13 protein-coding genes are annotated in these 19,063 nt (G+C 67.5%); 1 reads left to right on the forward strand and 12 read right to left on the reverse strand.

All coding sequences use genetic code 11. From position 1 onward, the window contains the following. Positions 1-19: 19 nt before the first annotated feature. Positions 20-1,888 carry a TolB-like translocation protein gene (locus tag FAZ98_RS23790; protein WP_158954670.1) on the reverse strand — a complete coding sequence of 623 codons (1,869 nt, stop codon included), beginning with the start codon at positions 1,886-1,888 and terminating at the stop codon, positions 20-22. 513 nt (positions 1,889-2,401) lie between these two features. Here FAZ98_RS23790 and FAZ98_RS23795 point away from each other — a divergent pair. Then, the gene (locus FAZ98_RS23795) at positions 2,402-3,367 is read left to right on the forward strand and encodes a hypothetical protein (RefSeq protein ID WP_233272901.1); all 966 of its coding nucleotides are present in this window, start codon (positions 2,402-2,404) and stop codon (positions 3,365-3,367) included. Positions 3,368-3,493: 126 nt separating this feature from the next. On the opposite strand, the gene FAZ98_RS23800 is transcribed toward FAZ98_RS23795, so the two are convergent. The 11 genes from FAZ98_RS23800 to FAZ98_RS23850 form a co-directional block, all read right to left on the reverse strand. After that, positions 3,494-5,215 carry a dihydroxyacetone kinase family protein gene (locus FAZ98_RS23800; protein ID WP_158954672.1) on the reverse strand — a complete coding sequence of 574 codons (1,722 nt, stop codon included), beginning with the start codon at positions 5,213-5,215 and terminating at the stop codon, positions 3,494-3,496. 172 nt (positions 5,216-5,387) lie between these two features. Next, positions 5,388-6,287 carry a hypothetical protein gene (locus FAZ98_RS23805; RefSeq protein ID WP_233272902.1) on the reverse strand — a complete coding sequence of 300 codons (900 nt, stop codon included), beginning with the start codon at positions 6,285-6,287 and terminating at the stop codon, positions 5,388-5,390. A 131-nt stretch (positions 6,288-6,418) separates the two neighbouring features. Beyond that, a complete protein-coding gene (gene tssA / locus FAZ98_RS23810; protein WP_158954674.1) occupies positions 6,419-7,621 on the reverse strand; it encodes a type VI secretion system protein TssA in 1,203 nt (400 codons plus the stop codon). Then, on the reverse strand, positions 7,618-11,832 hold the full coding sequence (locus FAZ98_RS23815) for a type VI secretion system protein (protein WP_158954676.1): 4,215 nt from the start codon (positions 11,830-11,832) through the stop codon (positions 7,618-7,620). Before FAZ98_RS23815 ends, tssA begins: the two co-directional genes overlap by 4 nt. Positions 11,833-11,905: 73 nt before the next feature. Continuing rightward, positions 11,906-12,658 carry a DotU family type IV/VI secretion system protein gene (locus tag FAZ98_RS23820; protein WP_158954678.1) on the reverse strand — a complete coding sequence of 251 codons (753 nt, stop codon included), beginning with the start codon at positions 12,656-12,658 and terminating at the stop codon, positions 11,906-11,908. A 70-nt stretch (positions 12,659-12,728) separates the two neighbouring features. Then, the gene (tssK, locus tag FAZ98_RS23825) at positions 12,729-14,063 is read right to left on the reverse strand and encodes a type VI secretion system baseplate subunit TssK (RefSeq protein ID WP_158954680.1); all 1,335 of its coding nucleotides are present in this window, start codon (positions 14,061-14,063) and stop codon (positions 12,729-12,731) included. Beyond that, on the reverse strand, positions 14,060-14,557 hold the full coding sequence (locus FAZ98_RS23830; protein WP_199272437.1) for a hypothetical protein: 498 nt from the start codon (positions 14,555-14,557) through the stop codon (positions 14,060-14,062). Before FAZ98_RS23830 ends, tssK begins: the two co-directional genes overlap by 4 nt. Then, complete coding sequence (locus tag FAZ98_RS23835) at positions 14,554-15,978, reverse strand: dicarboxylate/amino acid:cation symporter (protein ID WP_158954682.1); 1,425 nt, start codon at positions 15,976-15,978, stop codon at positions 14,554-14,556. Before FAZ98_RS23835 ends, FAZ98_RS23830 begins: the two co-directional genes overlap by 4 nt. After that, positions 15,975-16,676 carry a cysteate racemase gene (cuyB, locus tag FAZ98_RS23840; RefSeq protein WP_158954684.1) on the reverse strand — a complete coding sequence of 234 codons (702 nt, stop codon included), beginning with the start codon at positions 16,674-16,676 and terminating at the stop codon, positions 15,975-15,977. Before cuyB ends, FAZ98_RS23835 begins: the two co-directional genes overlap by 4 nt. Before the next feature lie 8 nt (positions 16,677-16,684). Beyond that, positions 16,685-17,959 (reverse strand): dicarboxylate/amino acid:cation symporter, encoded by a 1,275-nt coding sequence (locus tag FAZ98_RS23845; RefSeq protein WP_158956451.1) that lies wholly within the window; start codon positions 17,957-17,959, stop codon positions 16,685-16,687. 60 nt (positions 17,960-18,019) lie between these two features. After that, positions 18,020-19,018, reverse strand: a complete 999-nt coding sequence (locus FAZ98_RS23850; RefSeq protein WP_233272936.1) for an ABC transporter substrate-binding protein — start codon at positions 19,016-19,018, stop codon at positions 18,020-18,022. Between the last annotated feature and the right edge of the window lie 45 nt (positions 19,019-19,063).

Raw genomic sequence — 19,063 nt, forward strand, 5'->3', positions numbered from 1 at the left:
AGATCGCTAGAACCCGGCGTTATGGGTTCGGCACATACATCGGCATGGCTTCTTCCCAGAGCGTGTCGGTGATCGCGTGCGGGTCGCTGCCGTCCGCGTTCATCACCCAGTTCTGGCCATCGGGCTGGAAGCTGTTGTCGTAGAGCGCGAGTTCGTCGCGAAAGCCATACGTACCCGAGCTATAGGCGATACGGCCGTCGTAGGTCCACACCGCATGGCCCTGGTTCGAACCGTCCGAAGTGAGGCGGCGCAGATCGCTGCCGTCCGGCTTGATCGTGAACACGTCGTAGTTGAATTTGTTCGGATCGGCCGGGTTGATCTGCTTGCGCGTGAACACGATCTTCGAGCCGTCCGGCGACCAGCCCGGCAGATTGTCTTCCGCCGTGGTCAGCACGGTGGTCTGATGCGTACCGAGATCAAGGATCCGCAGGCCCTTGTCCTTCTCGCTCCACACGCGGTACACGAGCTTCGTGCCGTCCGGCGAATAGCTCGGGAAGCCTGCGTTTTCCGTGCCGTCGGTCAGCACTTCGGGCTTGCCGTCCATGCTGCCGTCCGTCTTGATGCGCATGATGCGGCCGGGACCGCCCGCGCGCATGAAGAACCAGTTGCCCACGCCGAACGCGACCCACTTGCGGTCGGGCGACCACGTGGGCTGAAACGCGCCCGCGAGACCTTGCTTCACGAGCGTGGCGTCGAGACCGCTCGTGGCCGGATCGTAAATGCGCTGGTAACCGCTGAGATCCGCGTTCATGATCGCGATCGACGAGTTGATCGCTTTTTCCGTGTACACGAGTTGCTTGCGGTCGAGCGAAAGCTGCGGGAACACGTCGATATACGTGTACTTCCACTTCGGATCGAAACTGAACAGCGGCGTGCCGTTCGCATGCGCGGGACGGAACGTGACCTTCTCGTACACGACCTGCTTGCCGTCGTATGAATAATGCGGCGAGCGCAGGCCCGTGTCGCGCGTGCCGCGGAACATGCCCGCCGTGTTGTAAAGGCCTTCGGTGTCGCCGCCCTTCACGTGATACGCCACGGTTGTGTCGTTCACGTATTGCGGAAATACCTTGAAACCGGGCGTGGCAGTGAGTTCACTGCGCGCGTGCGAGGCGAGATCCACGGCCACGATCTGCGAGCTGACCTTGTTGATGCCCTCGGGACGATGCGCGCCCCAGGTGGATTCGACCGGCGTTTCGTAGAACACCACGCGCTTGCCGTCGGGCGAGAACGAGGGCGAGCCTTCGTCGTAGCCCGCGCGCGAGGCGATCTTCCTGAAACCCGTGCCGTCCGGATGAATCATGTAGATGCTGCTTTCCTGCGTGCGCTCCCAGCCCACCGGCAGATTGTGCCCGCGCCAGTCGCTGCCGATGTCGGACGACAGCGCGATCCACTTGCCGTCCGGCGACCACGAAGGACGGAAGAAGCTATGCGGCTTCGACGCATCAAACGGGAGCTTTCCAGTCACGTTTTTCAGCGCGCCCGTGGCGATATTCAGCGTCCAGATATTCGTGGTGCCGAAACCGTTCGCGCCGCGGCGCGACGACACGAACGCGATCACGTTCGGGTTCGTGGGCGAGAACGCGGCCGCGTCGTCCACGGCAATATGGTCGGTGAGTTTTTGCAGACCCGACCCATCGATTTTCACGCGATACAGATTCGATTCGCCGTAGCCGTCACGCTCGGAAGTAAACACGATCCACTCGCCGTCTTTCGAGAACGACGCGTGATAGTCGAAGCCCGGCGTGGGCAAGAGCTTGTGCTCGTTCGAGCCGTCGGCGTTGGCCACATAGAGGTCGGAGGTGACGGGACCGATGCGGTTGAGCAGCAGCATGCCTTCTTGCGCCGCTTGCGTTGCCGGTTCCGCCGCATTCGCCTGCGTCAACGTCATCGCGCAGGTTCCACTTAGCGCCACGCCCGCCGCGCTTGCCACGAGAGTTTTCAAAAACGTACTGAAATCCACTGCGAAGTGCCTCCGTTATTTATTCGTCAACGCGTGCCATGCGCTTATTGCCACCGCTCGTTGCCACCGCTTATTGCCACTACGCATGGCCACAGGGCGTTGCCGCATTGCGTTGCGCGTGCTGTCTCCGTTCGCGTGAGTCGCCGCCGCGCGGGATGTCGTGGCTTGCCGGCCCGCATTTTTATCCCTTAACGCCAAGGTTAGGCGAAGCGCAGGCGGGCGTCCCTACACAAATCGCAGTTTCACTGGGACTTTTTACCGCGCCCCTCGCACGCCCTGCGAAGAAAGAGAAAAAGTGCCAGCGAATCGGCGTTTTGTATAGGGGCACGCGGCGATTGTTCTCTTAGTATCAGCGGCAGCCGAGGCCACCCGGCTTTCCATCGCCCGATGGAATCGAGACAACGCACGTGGTCGATAAAGAACAGAAAGGCAACGGAGACAATGAAGACGACACTGAGCGCTATGCGCAAGCCCCTCGTTGGCATCGCCGTATTGTGCTGCCTGACCGAATTCGCACACGCGGAAGTGGTATCCGCGCCGAACGGCTCAGCGCCCCCGCAATCGCAGTCCACGCAACCCAACGGCGCGGCGCCCACCGCCGGCCAGGTGCAGCCCGACGACGGCAGCCCGCCGCTTGTCTGGAACGACACGTATATCGGCTACCGTTACGGCAGCAACTTCCACTACCCCGGCGTGCCCGACAAGGTCGCGCAGAACATCGGCTACCTCACCACCACGGGCGGCTTCCGCTTCGGCAGCTACGCGTTCAATGTCGATTACCTCGTCTCCAACTCGGCGAATCCCGAGGCGGGCGGCCCGTCCAACGGCGGCGCGCAGGAAGTCTACAGCGTGGGCCGGGTGGAACTGAGCGCGGGCAAGATTCTCGGCCGCTCGGTGGGTCATGGTTTCGTGCGCGACTACGGCGCGACCATCGGCTATGAGTTCGGCACGAAAAACGATTCGTACTCCGAACGCGCACGCATGCTGGTGTTCGGCCCGACCATCGAATTCGCGGTACCGCGCGGCTTCTGGAACATCACGGCGGGCGGCCGCACCGAGAGCAACCACAACGGTATCGTGGGCGTGGACGTGCACTTCCACACCGCGTGGCACATCGAAAGCTCGTGGCTCGTGCCGTTCCGCGTGGCCATGGTGCCGTTGGTGTTTCGCGGCTTCGCGAGCGTGACGGGACCGAAGGGCCGCGACGGCTTCAACGTGCCGACCACCACGGAATTCCTCACGCGCGTCTCGCTGCTCGCGGACGTGGGCTCGTTCGCGGGGCATCCGCGCACGGCATATGTGGGCGTGGGCTACGAATACTGGAAGAACATGTACGGCACGCCGTCGAGCGAAACTGTCAGCACGAAAACCTCCGCGCCGATGGTAATGGCGGAGTTTCACTTCTGAGCGTCGACGTTCCGTGATTCCGCCTCCATCGGCTGAATCATCTGGATTCCTGATCATGTGAAGGCAAACGAAAACGCGCGTGGCAGGCGCTTGCCACGCGCGTTTTCGCGTCTTCGTTTTTGCCTGTTATTTCGTATCGACGATAAACGGCGTCAACGCTTCGAGCCAGCACGCCACCACCACCGCACCGCCGTCACGCGTACCCACGGCGCGTTCCCCCAGATAGCTCGCGCGGCCCGCGCGCGGCATCATTTGCGCCGTGTCTTGCGCGCCCGTTTGCGCGGCGTGCACCGCATCCTGCCACGCTTGCGCAGCGGGCTTGCTTGCGTCGAGCGCTTTCTCGAACGCCTCCGCCGCGGGCACGAGCGCGTCGAGCATCGTACGGTCGCCCGGTTTCGCGCCGCCCAATTCGCCAATCGCTTGCCCCGAAGCGCGCAGCGCGTGTGCCCAGTCGCGCGCGCCAGGTTGCGGGAGATCCGCCAGCACGCGGGACGCGCGCAGCAAAGCCGTGGCGTAGAACGGGCCGGAACTGCCCGCGATCGCACGCCGCAAGGCGCCGCCTAACGCGGCGAGCGCACCGGCGGGCGAACCCAGGGCGCTCGCCGGCACCGCGCGCATTGCCTCTGCGGCGCGCCGCATGCTCGCGCCCAGGTCGCCGTCGCCTGCTTTCTCGTCCAGTTCGGTGAACACGGCTTCGTGCTCGAGCAGCGCTTGCGCCACGGCGGCGAACGCGGGCTGAAGCCGCGCCGACCATGCCGGATCATGCGCGCGCGCGTCGGGCGCGGCGGGCGCGTCGTCGCGCGCGATCGCCGTATCCGCTTCGATGCGGATGCGCGGGTTCACCGCGCCGCCGCCTGGCCACGCGCGAGCCTGCGTGGCGGCGTCGAGCAACGCGAGGGTGTCGTCGCTCACGCGCAGCAGCGAGATCGAGCAGCCCGGCATGTTCAGCGCCGACAACAACGTGCCCGTCCATGCGCGCTCGACCGTCAGGCCGCGCGCGCCCAGTTGCTCGAACGCGGCGCGGGTCACGATCGCCAGTTCCATTTCGGGCGTCGCGCCCAGGCCGTTGACGAGCAGCGCCACGCGCTCGCCGCGCTGGAGCCCGAGTTCGTCGACGATATTCGCAAGCAGCGTTTGTGCGATGGCGTCGGCGCTCATGGGCGCGACGCGTTCGACGCCTTTCTCGCCGTGTATGCCCATGCCGAGTTCGATTTCGTCGGCGGCGAGCTGGAAGCCCGCGTGGTCGGCGCCCGGCAGCGTGCAGCCGTCGAGCGCCACGCCCATGGTGCCGAGATTACCGGCGGCGGCACGCGCGAGCGCGGCCACCTCGTTCAACGGCAGGCCGCGCGCGGCCGCCGCGCCCGCGATCTTGTGCACGAGCACCGTGCCCGCAATGCCGCGCCGTTGCGCACGCGAGGTGGTCGCGCGCAGCGAAACGTCGTCGGCGACCGTGGCGATCTCCACGGGAATGCCCTCGGCGCGTGCGAGCTCCGCCGCGAGGCCGAAGTTGAGCCGGTCGCCCGTGTAGTTCTTGACGATGAGCAGCGCGCCGTTCGGCCCGGCGCTCGCGCGAATGGCGGCGAGCACGGCGTCGGTGGACGGCGAGGTGAACACTTCGCCGCACACGGCCGCGCTCAGCATGCCCTCGCCCACGTAGCCGCCGTGCGCGGGTTCGTGGCCGCTGCCGCCGCCCGAGATGACGGCCACCGCACGCGCTTCGCGCGCGGGCAGCGGCTGGCGCACGAGTACGTTTTCGTCGCCGAGCACGGCGACATGCGGTGCGGTGCACGCGATGCCTTCGAGCATCTCGCGCACGACCTGCGACGTTGCGTTGACGAGTTTCTTCATGGCGGTCTCCGGGCCGGGAAAGCGAATGACGGAAGCGGCACGGGCGAATCGCCAGGGATTCGCCCGTGGGCATGCCGTCTATTGAAGCACGAGTGCGCCGTGCGCCTTGCCGGCGTGCGCAATCGTGCTCGAGAATCGCTCGTGTGCCCGGGAAACGCGCCGTGCTGCCGGATCAGCTCGTGAACTTCGAGTTGTTCGAGTCGGACGAGTAATCCTGGCCGCGCACCGCGATGGAGGCTTGCGCGACCGGCGCAAGGAAGCGCGACACGTCGCCGGCGCGCCGCTTCACAGTTTCCCAGTTGGTGTTGGCGTCGTACTTCGCTTCGAGCTTGAAGCAGCACCAGTTCTTGCAGTTGGTGTGCTCGGCCATCATCTGGTTGATGAGCGTCGCGTGCGCGGGCACGGTCTTGTTGAGTTTCACGGCGAAATCGGCCTGCACGCGCGTATAGCTCTTGATCGACTCCTTCTCGGTATGCAGTTGCGGGAACTGCACTTTTTCGAGGTCCTCCACCCACTCGTTCACGCTCTTGAGTGCGGCGGTAAACTTGCCGAGTTCCTCGAGCAGCAACGATTTGCGACGCTCCACCTGTTCGACCAGCAGTGCGAAAGCATACAGGTCGTCGCAATTCTGGCCGCTGTTGTTATAAGCCTGCATGCCGGTGTTGAGTTCCTCGAACGCATGCGCCAATTTCCAGCGATAACGATCGAGATTTTCGACCGTCAGGTCCTTGATCTGGAATTTCGCGAGATCGGCCTTCGAGAGTTTCTTGGTGCCGGGCTTGGTGCTGGCGTGCTCGTCGAGCATGGCCGTGCGCTTCGCGCCGCGTAGCGCGCCATCGATCTGGTCGACCACCGCACCCACCACCGAACCCACCACCGGCACCGGAATCAACGCGAGAAACAGCTTGCCCGTGCCGAGCGCCGCGCTCGCTGCCTTGCTGACAAACGAGCCCTGGCTGGAAAACGCGCTACGCACCGAATGGAACAAGGATGAGTGCCCGATCTGATCGGTCCAGCTTTTGTTCGCGACATGTTCCGCGGCCTGCGCGAACGGATCGGCTTTAAACGGCATTTCAATCTCCTCGAATGAGTTGGCTTATCCGCGGCGGCACGTTTGGCACACTCGACAAAATAAGTAATCCTGATCGACACTTCCACTTCGCCGCGCCGTACCCCCGCGCGGGCTTTTTTACCGCGTCCGGGTCACTCGACGCCGAGCATCGAGAGATAGCGCGACATGTCGCCTTCCGTGCGCACGATCTCGCGCATCAGTTCGGGCAGCGGCATTTGCCCCCATTGCACCGCGCGGCGCAGCAGGAACGGCGTCGGGCTGTGCGGCTCGTGCTCGCTCAGATAGCGCGCCACGAGTTCGAGCAACTGATACGCGTGCGCGCGGCTTTCCACGCGCGCGGTATTCGCGACGGCGCCCGCATGCACGGCGGGCAGGATCGGGGTCGCGGGCGCCACGATGGCGCTGTCCAGCAGGATGTCGCTCATGGCGCGCTCTCCGGAAACGGGGGCGAAAATCGCCTCGGAAGCCATCGGTTCATAACCGTTCGATTCGACTGCGACCGGCACGGGGACCGGCTCGAGATGCCGCTGCACGGGCAGCGCGCGGTCGCCGATCAGGCTCGTGACCGCCTGCGCGAGCCGCATCAGCACGTCGCGCACGCGGCCGAGATGCGGTGCGTCGTGGCCGAGGCGGTCGTCGAGCATGCGGCCGAACGCGTCCCACGCCGCGATTCCCGCTTCGAGCTGCTGATGCAAGGCAACCAGCGCCGCGAGATTGCCGCCACGCGTGGTCTGCTTGTCGAGCGCTTCGCGGGCGGTGCCCGGTTCGTCGTCCTCGTCGTCCATCGCGCCGGTGATCACGCGCTGCCATTCGTCGAGATTCACGAAGCCCGGCTCGCGGCCCTCGATCGTCACGAGCGGCACTTCGAGCGTGAGCACCATGGCGAGCGTGTCGTTGAGCCACATGAACGGGCCGACGCGCGCCTCGGTATCGCCCGGCTCCAGCTCGGGCCACGCGTGCTCCCAGTAGCGCTCGGCGAGCGCGGTCATGACGCGCGTGCCCGCGATCAGCCCTTCGATGTGATGCAGATGCGTCCACGCCTCGCAGAGCCACGCCGCCAGCTGAAAGTCCTTGCTGCGCGTGGCGATGGCGTCCGCGCACAGCGCCGCCACGCGCTTCCAGTCGGCCTTGATGAGCGGGCGTTCCCATTCGCCCATCGGCACGCTCGCGTCGTCCTGCGTGCGCGCTTCGCGAATCTGCGGATACACCGCGTCGTAGCGCAGCGAGATGCCCACGCCATGCGCGGCCTCGTCCTCGCCGGGCACGGGCGCGAGCAACGCGTCGGCATCCACGCTGAAGCGCGACGCGACCTCCATCGGATACGACTGTTTCATAGGGCGCTCCAGTCCGGTGCGCGCACCGGGAAGTTGCCGGGCCACGGCAGCGGCGTTTTCTTGCCCGCGGGCATCAGCGTCACGCGCAGATACGCGCGCCCGTGCGCCTGCTTCGGCAGATAAGCGGAATCGGAGGCGGACAGCGTGCCGAGCGGGAATTCGAGCTTGAGCGTCTGCGCGGCGCGGTCGCCGCGCGGGCCGGCGTCGGGCACGCGCTCGCGGCTAATGAAGCTGATGAGCGCCCACGGGTCCGGGAACTGCCACGTGAGCGTGCGGCCGTCGGTGCTATAGCCGCGTTGCGTGGGATCGGCCACGGCCGTGAGCGGCGAATCCTTCGCGAAACGCAGCACCAGCGTGACCGGCGTGCCGTAGTCCCAATGCAGCGTGCGCGGCGCGTCGTTCATCGAGAGACTCTGCGAGCCGATCGTGATGGTCCAGTCGATCATCTGGTTCGCGGCGACTTCGGCGTTGCGGTTCACGCGGAACTCGACGTTGAGGTCGTAGCCCGTGGGCGCGCCGTCGTCGGCCGGATACAGCGGCGCGAGCAGCGTCTTCACCTGGTCGAAATTGTCGATGAAGGTGCGCACGCGCGCCGCCGTGAGCGCCGCCGAGCCGCTCGCCGCGCCATGCGAGGAGGCGCGATACGTCTCCGAGACCGCGGCGTAGCGCTTGAGCACCTGGCCGAGTTCGCCGAAGTCGGCGGCGTTGACGGGGTTCAGGTTGTTGCGCGCGGCCACGTGCTGCAACTCGCCGTTGTCGAACGGCGCGCGGCCCGCCACGCTCTCGTTGAAGGCGCTCGCGAAGCTGCCCCATTGCTGGCGCAGGTCGAGCACGTAGCCTTGGCTGCAACGCGCGTAGAGACGGTCGTAGAGGCGGGCGTGCAGCGTGGCGAAGTAGTCGTCGCCGCCATTGGTGGACGGCCGTCCCGCAAACTTCGACATGCAACCATCCGGGCCGGAATCCGCCGCCACCTGCAGCGCGAACTGTTCGAGGCGCAGCAGGCTGCTGTTCGGATTCTTCAGCCGATACCGCTCGAGGTCGCGGTCGATCGCCTGCCAGCGCTGCGCGAGCGGCGAACCCGCATCGCTCGTATCCAGCGCCGCGAGGTACACCGAAGCCTGTTTGCCGAGCGCGAGCGCGCGCGACGACTGCTGGTCGAGATACGGCGCGAGTCCCGCCGCGTCGTTCACGCCGAACGCGGCCAGCACCGGCGAGCGCGTGCGGGCGCTCGCCGCGCCGCCGTCCTCGCGCGTGGCGTACAGCTCCGACTGCGCGAGCGCGTCGTCCACGCGGCGCAGGTGCGCCATCGCGTCGGCGGAAACCAGAGCGTTGAGGTCTTCGAGTTGCGCGCTCGCGCCCAGCTCCGCGAGCAGCGTGCCGATGCGCGCCAGCCGCGCACGCGCCGCCTCGAACGCGGCGCTGTCCGGCTCGCCCTGGAGCGGCGCGACGGTCGCGGCCGCGGCGGTCTGGTCGAGCACGAGGCGCGCGAACTGCGCGTCGAGCGCGGCTTCGATGCCGGGTCGCGCGGTCGCGGGCAAGCTGGCGAGGCCATCCGTGAGGAAGCGCTTGCGCACGTCGCCGAGCGCGAGCGCCTGGTCGAGCTGCGCGCGGTCCCACGTCACGCCCATGCCGTCGGGCAGCGTGGGCAGGTCGCGGTTGTGCGAGGCCACCATGAACGGCTGGTTCAGCAGATTCGCGAGACCGTCGCGCAACGCGGCGCGCGCGGGCGAGACGCTGTAGCGCGCGTCCTTGTCGACCCAGACGATGCCGCTGTCCGCGCCGCCGAAATGCAGCGCGAGATCGCTGCGGAACGCCTGGAACGCGCTGTCGTCGCGCGAGCGGATCTGCGCCGCGAGATCGGCGCCCAGCAAGCGGTTCTGCGCGACGTGCGAAAGCGTGCGCTCGTACACGGGACCCGGCGCGAACTGCGCCTGATGCAGCCAGCCGCCCTTGCCCGAGGCCAGCAGGTCGCGTTGCGCGTCGATGCCCGACACCACCGAGCGATAGCCCGTGGCGATCTGCGTGACGTCGCTCGCGCCCGCGTCGGCGGCCGAAAGACTGCCGAGATTCGCGCCGATCGTGCGTTCGGCCACGAGCAGCGGATTGTTGGTGAACAGACCGGCGTCCAGTTGCTGCGCGCCCTTGTCGAGCGTGCAGCGCAGCGCCTGCTGCACGGCCGCCACGTTCACGCCGGGCGCGCCGTCCGCATAGGCGTCGCGGCCGTTGGCGCGGCGGTAGAAGTACGGCACGCTGCCCGCCACGTTGCCTTGCAGGTCCGCGCCCAGCGCGTAGCGCACCACGAGGCGCAGCGCGTCGGCGTTGTCGGGTGCCGGATGCTGAAGGCGCTGCAACGCCTGCAAGGCGGCATCGAATTGATCGACGTTGTTCACGTACAGCTGCAGCGCACGCATGGCGGGCTGATCTTCCACGGCGAGGCTCGGCGGCACGCCCGCGTCGGTGCGCGTGAGCGGCGCGGCGCAGTCGTCGCCGATAATCAGCTGGCCCGTGTTCGGGTCGCGGCCCACGCCGGTCAGCTGGCTCACGCGCGCATACATCTCGCGCTCGAGCGCGGCCACCGCGATCTCGCCGAACTCGCGCTCGAAGCGCTCCTTCACGCGCGGCTTGAGATCGTCGACAAAGCTCCACGAGCCCGGCATGAACACGGTCCACGCGCTGTCGGTGCGCAGCGTCTGGTTGAGCGCGATGAGCGCGAGCGCCTTGCGCCGATACCACTCGGCGGGCAGATCCTGGCCCTGTTGCGCGGCCATCGCGCGTTCGCCCGCGTCGCGGCGCAGCGAGCCGAGCGCGGCCACGAGTTCGCCGTTGCGATGATTCAGTTGCACGGTCGCGACCACGAGGCCCACGCCCCACGTGCCGAGCAGCGCGATGCCGCCCCAGCGCAACGCGCGATGCAGCACGGGCCGCGCGAGATGCTGCGAGCGCGACGGCCGCGTGAGCCCGTACTCGGAGAAGATCTTCTTCTCGAACAGGTCGCGCAGAAAGGCGGGTTGCAGCATCAGGTCGTTGACCTGGCCGGCCGGTTCGCGGCGGCCGTCGCCCATTTCGGCGTCTTCCGCGAACTCGTCGCGCGTGTCGCGACCCTCGCGCGCCGGCGCTTCGGCGGCGCTCGCGCCGGCCACGTAGGCATCGGCGGAATCGTAGTCGCGTGCGGCCTCGTACGAATCGGCGTGGCGCGCGCTCGCCTGCGCGAAACTCATCTGCGCGAATTCGCTCGCGTCGCCGGTCAGATAGATGCCGCGAAAGAAGAACGGCTCGTGGTAGGCACTCGCGGCGAGCAGTTCGTCAACGTAAAGCTGCAACTGCGCGCGCATGGCGTCGATGCGCGAGGGCAATTGCAGGAACTGGCGCGCGTCGAGATGCGCGGGATCGAGCGCGAACAGTTCCGCGCTCGCGTCCGAGACCGAGCGCATCACGCTGTTCATCGCCGTGTCGACCCAGCCGGGCTGATACGTGGTCGAAAGATCGTACGGGGAGGACCAGCCGAGCATGCTCGCGCGCAGCGGTTCGGGCAGTGCGCGCGCGAAGGTCGAGAAGCCAGGCAGCGCCTCGCAGCCCGTCACCACCACGTACACGGCGAAGCGCATGGCGAAGCGGTTCTGCGCGAGCCACAGGCGGCGATGCGCGAGCTTGGCATGACGCACGAGTTGCAGGCGCGCGTCGGTGTCGTCGGCGAGCAGCGTGGCGGCGGGCACCGTGATCACGACCGAGTCGAACGGCCGCTGCTGGCGATACGCGCGGCACAGGCTCAGGAATTCGTCCCACGGCTTGCCTTCGCCGTCGTCGTCGGGCGAGCCGAGATAGGCCGCCTTGATGTCCACGACGATGCCGCGATCGAAGAAGTGCCACGAGATGCCTTGCGTGGCGGCAGGGCTCGCCGTATCCGCGCCGAGCACGCTCGCCACGCCGGACTGCGCGATCGGCAGCGGGCGCGGGTCGTCGTTCTCGTCGAGCACCATGATCCACGGAATGCTGTAGCGCTCCGCGCGCGTGGCGATATTGCCTTCGATCAGTTCGACGGCCTGGCGGAACGCGCTGCGCAGCGAGTCGGAACGCAGCCGCACGACCTTGCGCTCGGCGGCGGGCTTCGCGTGCGAGCCGTGCAGCGCGAACCAGATCACGGCGCCGAGCACCGCGCACACCACGAGCACGAGCACCGCGATCGACAACAGGAACAGATTGCTGGTCAGCATGGGCGCACTCCGGCCAGCGACACATGTCCCGGCGACTGCATTTCAAGCGGATGACTCATCGGACGGCGCGGCCTCATGGGTTGGCTCCCGGCGCGGCGTCGGCGTGCAGCGCGTCGCGCACGGGCCAGGACTGCCACAGCCACAGCACCTCGGAAACCGCCAGCATCGACACGGCCGTGAGCATGAAGATCACGGCCCAGCGGCTCACCGTGGGGAGCTTGCGCGGCGCGACGTGCGAAAGCGTGTTCGCGTAAGCGGCTTCGGCCAGCACGCGGTCGCGGCCGCCCAGGTCCGCGCGGCGCTGATAGACGAACTCGTAGAGTTCCTCGCGATAGCTGCGCAGGCGAGCGTTGGCGTCCGTGCCGCGAAAGCGGCCCTGGAAGCCCATGGCGAGCGCGAACAGGTAAAGGCGCGCGATGCTGCGGCGCGACGGCTCGCGGTCGGACAGCAATTGCTCGATACGGCGAAACACCAGATCGCCCGCCACGTTGGTGCGAAACAGCGTGGATTCGAGCAGATACGCGGTCCAGCGCTCGCGCCCGGCCCACGCCGTGTTGAGCAGGATTTCGTCGGCCAGCACGGCTTTCAGGTAACGCGCGTCCGCCACGGTTTCCATCTCGAAGCGCGTGGAGTCGCGGCGCGATTGCAGCGTCTGGATTTCGAGCAGGTTCAGCAGGTCGCGCGAGAGCCCTTGCGCGGCGAGATCGGGGTCGGCGTCGGGCAGCTCGGAATAGCGCGCCTGGGCGCGCATCAGCTCGTCGAGAAAAGTGCGGAACTGTTCCGTGACGAGATCGTCTTCTTCGGGTTCCGGTCGGTTGCGTGCCATGCTCTAGCCTGCCTTGTTCATCACGGTCGTCGCTTGCGCGATCGTTGCAAAGTGCGTCATCGCCGCGCCATCAGCCCTTCACGAACAGCAGCATTTCCTGCGGCCGCTGCGCGCTCGCGCCTTCGTTGGGATTGCCGATCACGAGCAGTTCGCTCGCGAGCACGAGCGCCGCTTCGGCCTCGACTTCGAACAGCAGATAACCCGAGCCCGAGCGCAGGCCGAGGTCTTCCGCGTAGTCGATACCGCGGCGCGCCGCGCCCAGCACGCGGCGGCTGCGCAACGAGGCGTAGACCGACTGCGAGCCGATCACGGCGCCGTCCATCCATGCGAGCAGGTCGCGGTCGGACTGGCCGCGCAAACCCACGACGAGCCGCTCGCCGATCCAGTCGGCGTTGAGCGCGATCTCGAACGCGCCGTGGCGGAACTCGAACTTGTGCTCGCGATATTCCTCGTTGACCTCCGACATCGACTCGCGCAGCGAACGCACGAGCGGCGTGAACACGGCGAGCGGATCGGCGTGGTCGTAGTCGGGCGGCACGGGCGGCAGGCCGCCGGGCTTGAGCATGGCGAGCGAGCCGTTGAGCGCCGCGAGCGCGTGATAGAGCGCGAGCGGATGCAGATGCGGCGTGCGCAGCACGGCTTCGGCGAGCGGCAGCGCGCTCAGCAGGCTGCGCAGGCGGTCCTTCAGTTCGAGCTGGGTGAGGCGGTCGTCCACCTTCGACGACGGATTCGCCGTCTGGCGCGCGACGAACGCGGCCTTGCCGCGCAACTGGCCGAGCAGCGAGGCCACCGCGGTCCAGAGCGGATTGTCGCGGGCGATCTCGAGCAGCGGCGGCTGATGCTCGCCGAGCCGCACGACCTCGTTGTCCTTGTAGAGCGAGCCGAGACGCAGCCACACGTGACTCGCCGAAGGCAGTTCGCCGGCCGCGAGCGCGAGATTCGGCACGAGCCGCGCGATGTCGGCGGCCGGGGCATCGGACACCTGATCTTCCACCGGCGCGCCCGCGCTCGAGCGATAACGCTTGAGTTGCGCGCCACGGCGCAGCGTCGCCACAGCGGGCAGCGTCAGGTAGAAGTCGAGCGGGCCGAGCGAGAGTTGATCGGCGAACGGATCGAGCGCGAGTTCGAGGCGCGCGGCGCCTTCGGCCTGCGCGTCGTAGGTGAGCGCGGTGCCGTCGGGCAGGATCGCGTCGAGTTCGAGCACGCGCAGCAGACCGGCGGGCAGCAGCCCCTGATCGAACACGAGGCGGCGCACGCCCCAGCTGAACGGCGCGGCCGCCAGCGTCTGCCAGGCCACCAGCGAGTCGAGACGCGCGCTCGTCTGCTGGAAGTGCTGCGGCGAGAGCACCATGCCCTCGAACCATTCGATACGCTCGGTCACCGCGAGGTGGCGGTCATGCATCATTTCGAATCCGTCACGGAAAGATTGTTGCTGTTCAGCTCGACCACCATGTGGCCGCTGAACTTCTCGATGCGCACGCGGTGCGCGCCGGGATCCTGATAATTGGCGAACACGAACGCGCCCTTCACGCGCGGGCCCGCGAAGTCGTCGCCGCTCACTTCCAGACGCTGGCTCGGCACGATCTCCCAGCTGCGATAACGCAGGCTGGTGGGGAACGTGCTGGCCAGATCGTTACGGCCCGCGAACCACTTCGAGGCGGGCATGTCGGCGAGGCGCGCGAGCATGGCGTCGTCGCTCACCAGCACGACGTCCACGGCCACGGGCGAGTTGTAATTGGCGTCGTCGGTCGCGCGCAGCGTCACATCGCTCCATTTGGCTTTTTCGCCGCTGAACATGCCGCAGCCGCCCAGCAGCAACACGGCCGCCATCGACATCGCCAGCGTCATTGTCGTGACCCCATGGCGCGCGCGGCGCATGTCGGTTCCCTGCTTGCTCATCTCGCTCCTACTCCCATTCCCAACAGCACGATCAGCGAAGCCACCGTGACCGCGCAACCGCCCGCGAGCACGAGCTGGCCGCGCGTGAACGTGAAGCGCAGCACGCGGTCGAGCGCCGCCGCGCCGCCCTCGGGCGCGGCCACGGCCATGCGCTCCGAAGGCAGCCCCGCCGAAACCAGCGCGATCACCGTGCACGCCGCGAGCAGGCTCAGCACGTTGCGCGGCCCTTCGCAGATCAGGTCGATGGTGACGAACAGCACGCCCGCCGCTTCCACCGGCAAATGCAGCAGCGAGAGCACGAGGCCCGTGTAGCCCACCGTCGCCACCCCGCTTTGTCCCGCCGAAAGCAGCGCCGCCGCCACCGAAGCCGCGCACACGATGGCAAGCTCGACCGCGCCGAGCGGCCTCTCGTACAGATTGGCGACGAACAGCGTCGCCAGCGTGAAATAGAGCGCCGCGCCCGCGCGCACGAACACCGAGCCGAACGGCACGACGAGTTCGACCACGCCGCGCGAGAAGCCGAGCTTCTCGCTCATCGCCTCGATCGTGTGGGGAATGGGCGCCGTGGCGCTGCCCGACGTGAGCGCGACCAGCAGCGGCGCCTTCAGGTTGGAGAGCGCCGTGAAGAACGGCTGGCCCGCGCGCGCCGCGATGGTCGCGAGCGCGGCGATGGCGAGCGCGGCCGCGGCGAGCGCGAAGCACACGAGGAAGCGGCTCATGGCGTCGAGCGTCGCGCCCTGGGTTTGCGACGTGAGGTGCGCGGCCACGCCGAACACCATCACCGGAATCAGCAGATTGGCCTGCGCGATGATGGTTTCGAAGCCGCGATACACGCCCTCGAACACGCTGCTCAGCATGCGCGTCTGCTCGCGCGAGAGCGCCGCGAACGCGAGGCCGAACAGGATCGTGCCCGTGAGGATGCCGAGCGAATGGCCCTGCGCGAGCACGCGGTAGAAGTTGTCGGGCACGATGTCGTTGACGTCGACGAAACTCGCGCCGCCCGCCGGGTCCGCGCCGTGGGCGAACAGCGCCACGTGCATGTCCTCGGCTTCGCTCGCGCTCTGGAACACGAGCTTGCCGAGCTGCGCGTGCGCCGCGTCGCTCAAATGCTGGCCCGGCCCCACGGCCACGCCCAGCAGCGTGCCGCCCACGGCGCTCAGCACCACGATACCGAGCGCGAGCAGCATGATCGTGCCCACGCGCGTACGCGGACGCGGCAGCGCGATCACCTGGCGCAGGCCGAAGAAGGTCGCCACCACGAGCAGCGGAATGGCCGCCATGTTGACGACCGAGAGATACAGTTGACCGACGAAGTAAGCCACCGCGCCGGCCGGCTCGGCAAAGACGCCGCACAGACCGCCCACCGCGAGGCAGACGATCAGTCCCAGCGTGCTTTGCGAGAGCGTGTGCAGTGCTTTCATTGCGCGCGGTTCCAGCCGCGCTCGCACGCGTATTTCACGGTGGCGCGCGCGAGTTCGAGCGTGCTGTCGATCAGCTTGACGGCCGGTTCGGCGATGCGCGCGGCGGCGAGCGGAATCTCGGTGCACGCCATCAGCGCCGTGCTCACGCCCTGCTCCGCGAGCAAGCCGAGCACCGCTTGCAGATGCGCGCCCGCGGCGTCGAGATCGCCCGCCTTCACTTCGCGAATGCACGCGGCCACGAGCGGCTGCATCTCGGCGTTCGGCACCATTGGCTCGATGTCGAGATCGGCGAGCGCCTGCTGATAGAACCCGGAGACCAGCGCGCCGCCGGTCGCGAGCACGGCCACGCGGCGCGCCTCGCGCGGCACGGCCGCGACGCAGGTCTGCGCGATGTGCAGCACGGGCGCGCCGCTATGCGCGCTCATCTGCGCATACCAGTGGTGCGCCGAGTTGCACGGGATCGCGATCAGGCCCACGCCGTTGCGGTTGAGCAGGTCGATGCCGTCGAGCAGCGCGGGCAGCGGGTCGGCGCCGTGGTCGAGAATCGCGCTCGAACGGTCGTCGATATGCGGCAGATTCGCCACCAGCAGCGGCAGGTGTTCCTGGTCGCGGCTCGCCGTGGTCAGGCGCACGACCTTGTCCATGAAGTCGACGGTAGCGAGCGGACCCATGCCGCCGAGAATGCCGATCAGTGCCATGCGGGCTCCTAGATTTTCAGCGGACGCGGGCAAATCACGCACACGGCCGCGGCATTGCCGATCACGAGCACGAGCGTGCGCAGCATGTCGCAGATCGGATCGACGGCGAGGAACAGAATGAACGCGGCTTCGAACGGCAGGCGCAGGTACGCGCAGGTCATGCCCACGAGCGACACCGTGACGAGACCCGTCATGCCCGCCGAGGCGAAGCCCGCGAGCACCGAGGCGAGCAGCACCGTGACGATTTCCACCACGCCGAGCGCGTGACCGTAGAGCTGCGCGATGAAGAGCGTCGCGCACACGTAGTACACCATTGGCCCGATGCGCAGCAGCGAGATCGTGAGCGGCACGAGCAGTTCGACGCGCGAGCGCGCGAAGCCGAGTTCGTCGGCGAGACTTTCGATCATGCTCGGCATGCACGCGGCGCTGTTGCGCGTGGCGAGCGCGAGCGCGAACGGCGCGCGCAGCGCGTCGAGCGTCTTGCCGAGGCTGTGGTTCGAACGCTTCCAGATGATCGCGCCGGCCACCACGACCAGCAATGCCGAGGCGATCAGGAACGCGAGCACGAACTGCAGCATGGCGTGCAGCGGACCCACGCCCGACTTGCCGAGCTGCGCCGCGCTCATGCAGAACAGGATCAGCGGCAGCGGGTAGCTGAGCCAGTGCATGAGCTTCTGGCACGCGTGATAGATGGTTTCGAGCGACTGCGACAAGCCCACCGAGATGCGCTCGGGCACGCGGCCCACGGCGAGACCGAACAGCAGCGCGAACACGAGCGCCTTGAGCGCGTCGCCGTTGGCGAGCGCGGCGAAGATGTTGGTCGGCACGAGGCTCGTGAGCACGTCGGAGAGGCTCAGCGACTTCTGCGGCAGGTCGGCGCCGTAGAGATTCATCACCGTGTCGCTGGACGAGCTGTCGCTGCCCACCATCAGGCCGAAGGTCTGCATCGTCGCCGTGGAAATGTTCGCGCCCGGATGCATCACCAGCAGCACGATCGCGCCGACGATGGCCACCGTGGCCGACGCGCCGATGAACACGGTGAGCACGCGCATCAGCAGCTTCGAGGTGCCGCCGTCGCGGAACAGGCGTTGCAGGCTGAAGATCACGGCCGAGATCATGAACGGCAGCGTGGTCATCTTCAGCAGATCGACGTAGATGTCGCCGAGGAAGCCGAGCTTTTGCGCGACCTCCGGCAGGAACAGGCCGAACGCGCCGCCCAGCGCGAGGCTGCCGATCACGACCCACGGGTTGAGGACGAGCGCATAGATCCGGCTGGCGCTCAGGAAGCTGATTTTCGGTTCGGTATTGACGCTGGCGTGCATGGCTGGGGCCTTTATCCGTATTTAATGATCGGCCGCTTGCAGCACGGTGCTCACATCGAGCTTGACGCTGCGGTCGGACAGAAACTGGTTGATGAACGAAAGCATGGCGGGCGCATTCACGTTCACGCCAATGGCGAGCGTGTCCTCGAGGTCTTGCAGCGTCACCACGCGCAGGCGCAGCGAGGCGGTCGGGTCGACCTTGAGCACGCGCTTCACTTCGAATTCGTCGCGATAGGCGGCCGTGACTTCGCCCGCGTTGAGCGCCTTGAGCACGTCGTCCCACGTGGCGTAGCTGCGCACCTGGGCATGCGGGAAGTTGCTCACCACGTAGCCCGCATACGACGAATTGGCGACCACGCCGATGGTGCTGTCGTACGAACGCACGACCTCGGGCACCGAACGGCCGTGCGCGAGTTGCGCGAACTTCACGCGGTTGAGCAGCAGCGCGCGCTTCAGGCGCAGGTACGGCGTGCTGAACGAGATCACCGTGGCGCGCGTGAGCGTGCGCGAGAGCTTGCTCACGGCGATGTCGGCCTGGCCGCGCGCGAGCAGCGTGACCACGTCGTCGAACGAATGGGCGTCGCGGTTGAAGCGCACCTTCACGTGCAGCTTGTCGGCGATCTCTTTCGCGAGGTCGATGTCGAGGCCTTCGAGCTTGCCGTTCTTTTCTTCGAAGAACGGCGGTTGATCGACGCTCAACACGGCGACCACGAGTTCGCCGCGGCCGATGATGCGGGCGAATTCGGGCGCGAGCAGACGGCCGTCGGGCATCTGCACGAGGCCCGTCGAGGTGGTGACGAGCGGCGCGGCCGGGGCATCCGCGGGCGCGGGCGTGGCCACGGCGGCCACCATGGCAGCCGATGCGGCCGGCGGCGTGGCGGCGTGCGCGGCCGACGCGAAGCCCGCGGCGAGCGCGACGGCGGCGCAGGCCGCGACGGCGACGCCGCGAAGCCCGGCGCCGAGCGCGCGCAACGGACGGCGCGCGTCCCAGGAAGTGTGAAGGTGCGGTGTTTGCAGCATGGAGAGCGGTCTCTGGTTTCTCAATCGGTATTCGTTGGAATGCGC

This window comes from Paraburkholderia acidisoli, assembly GCF_009789675.1.
Classification (GTDB): domain Bacteria; phylum Pseudomonadota; class Gammaproteobacteria; order Burkholderiales; family Burkholderiaceae; genus Paraburkholderia; species Paraburkholderia acidisoli.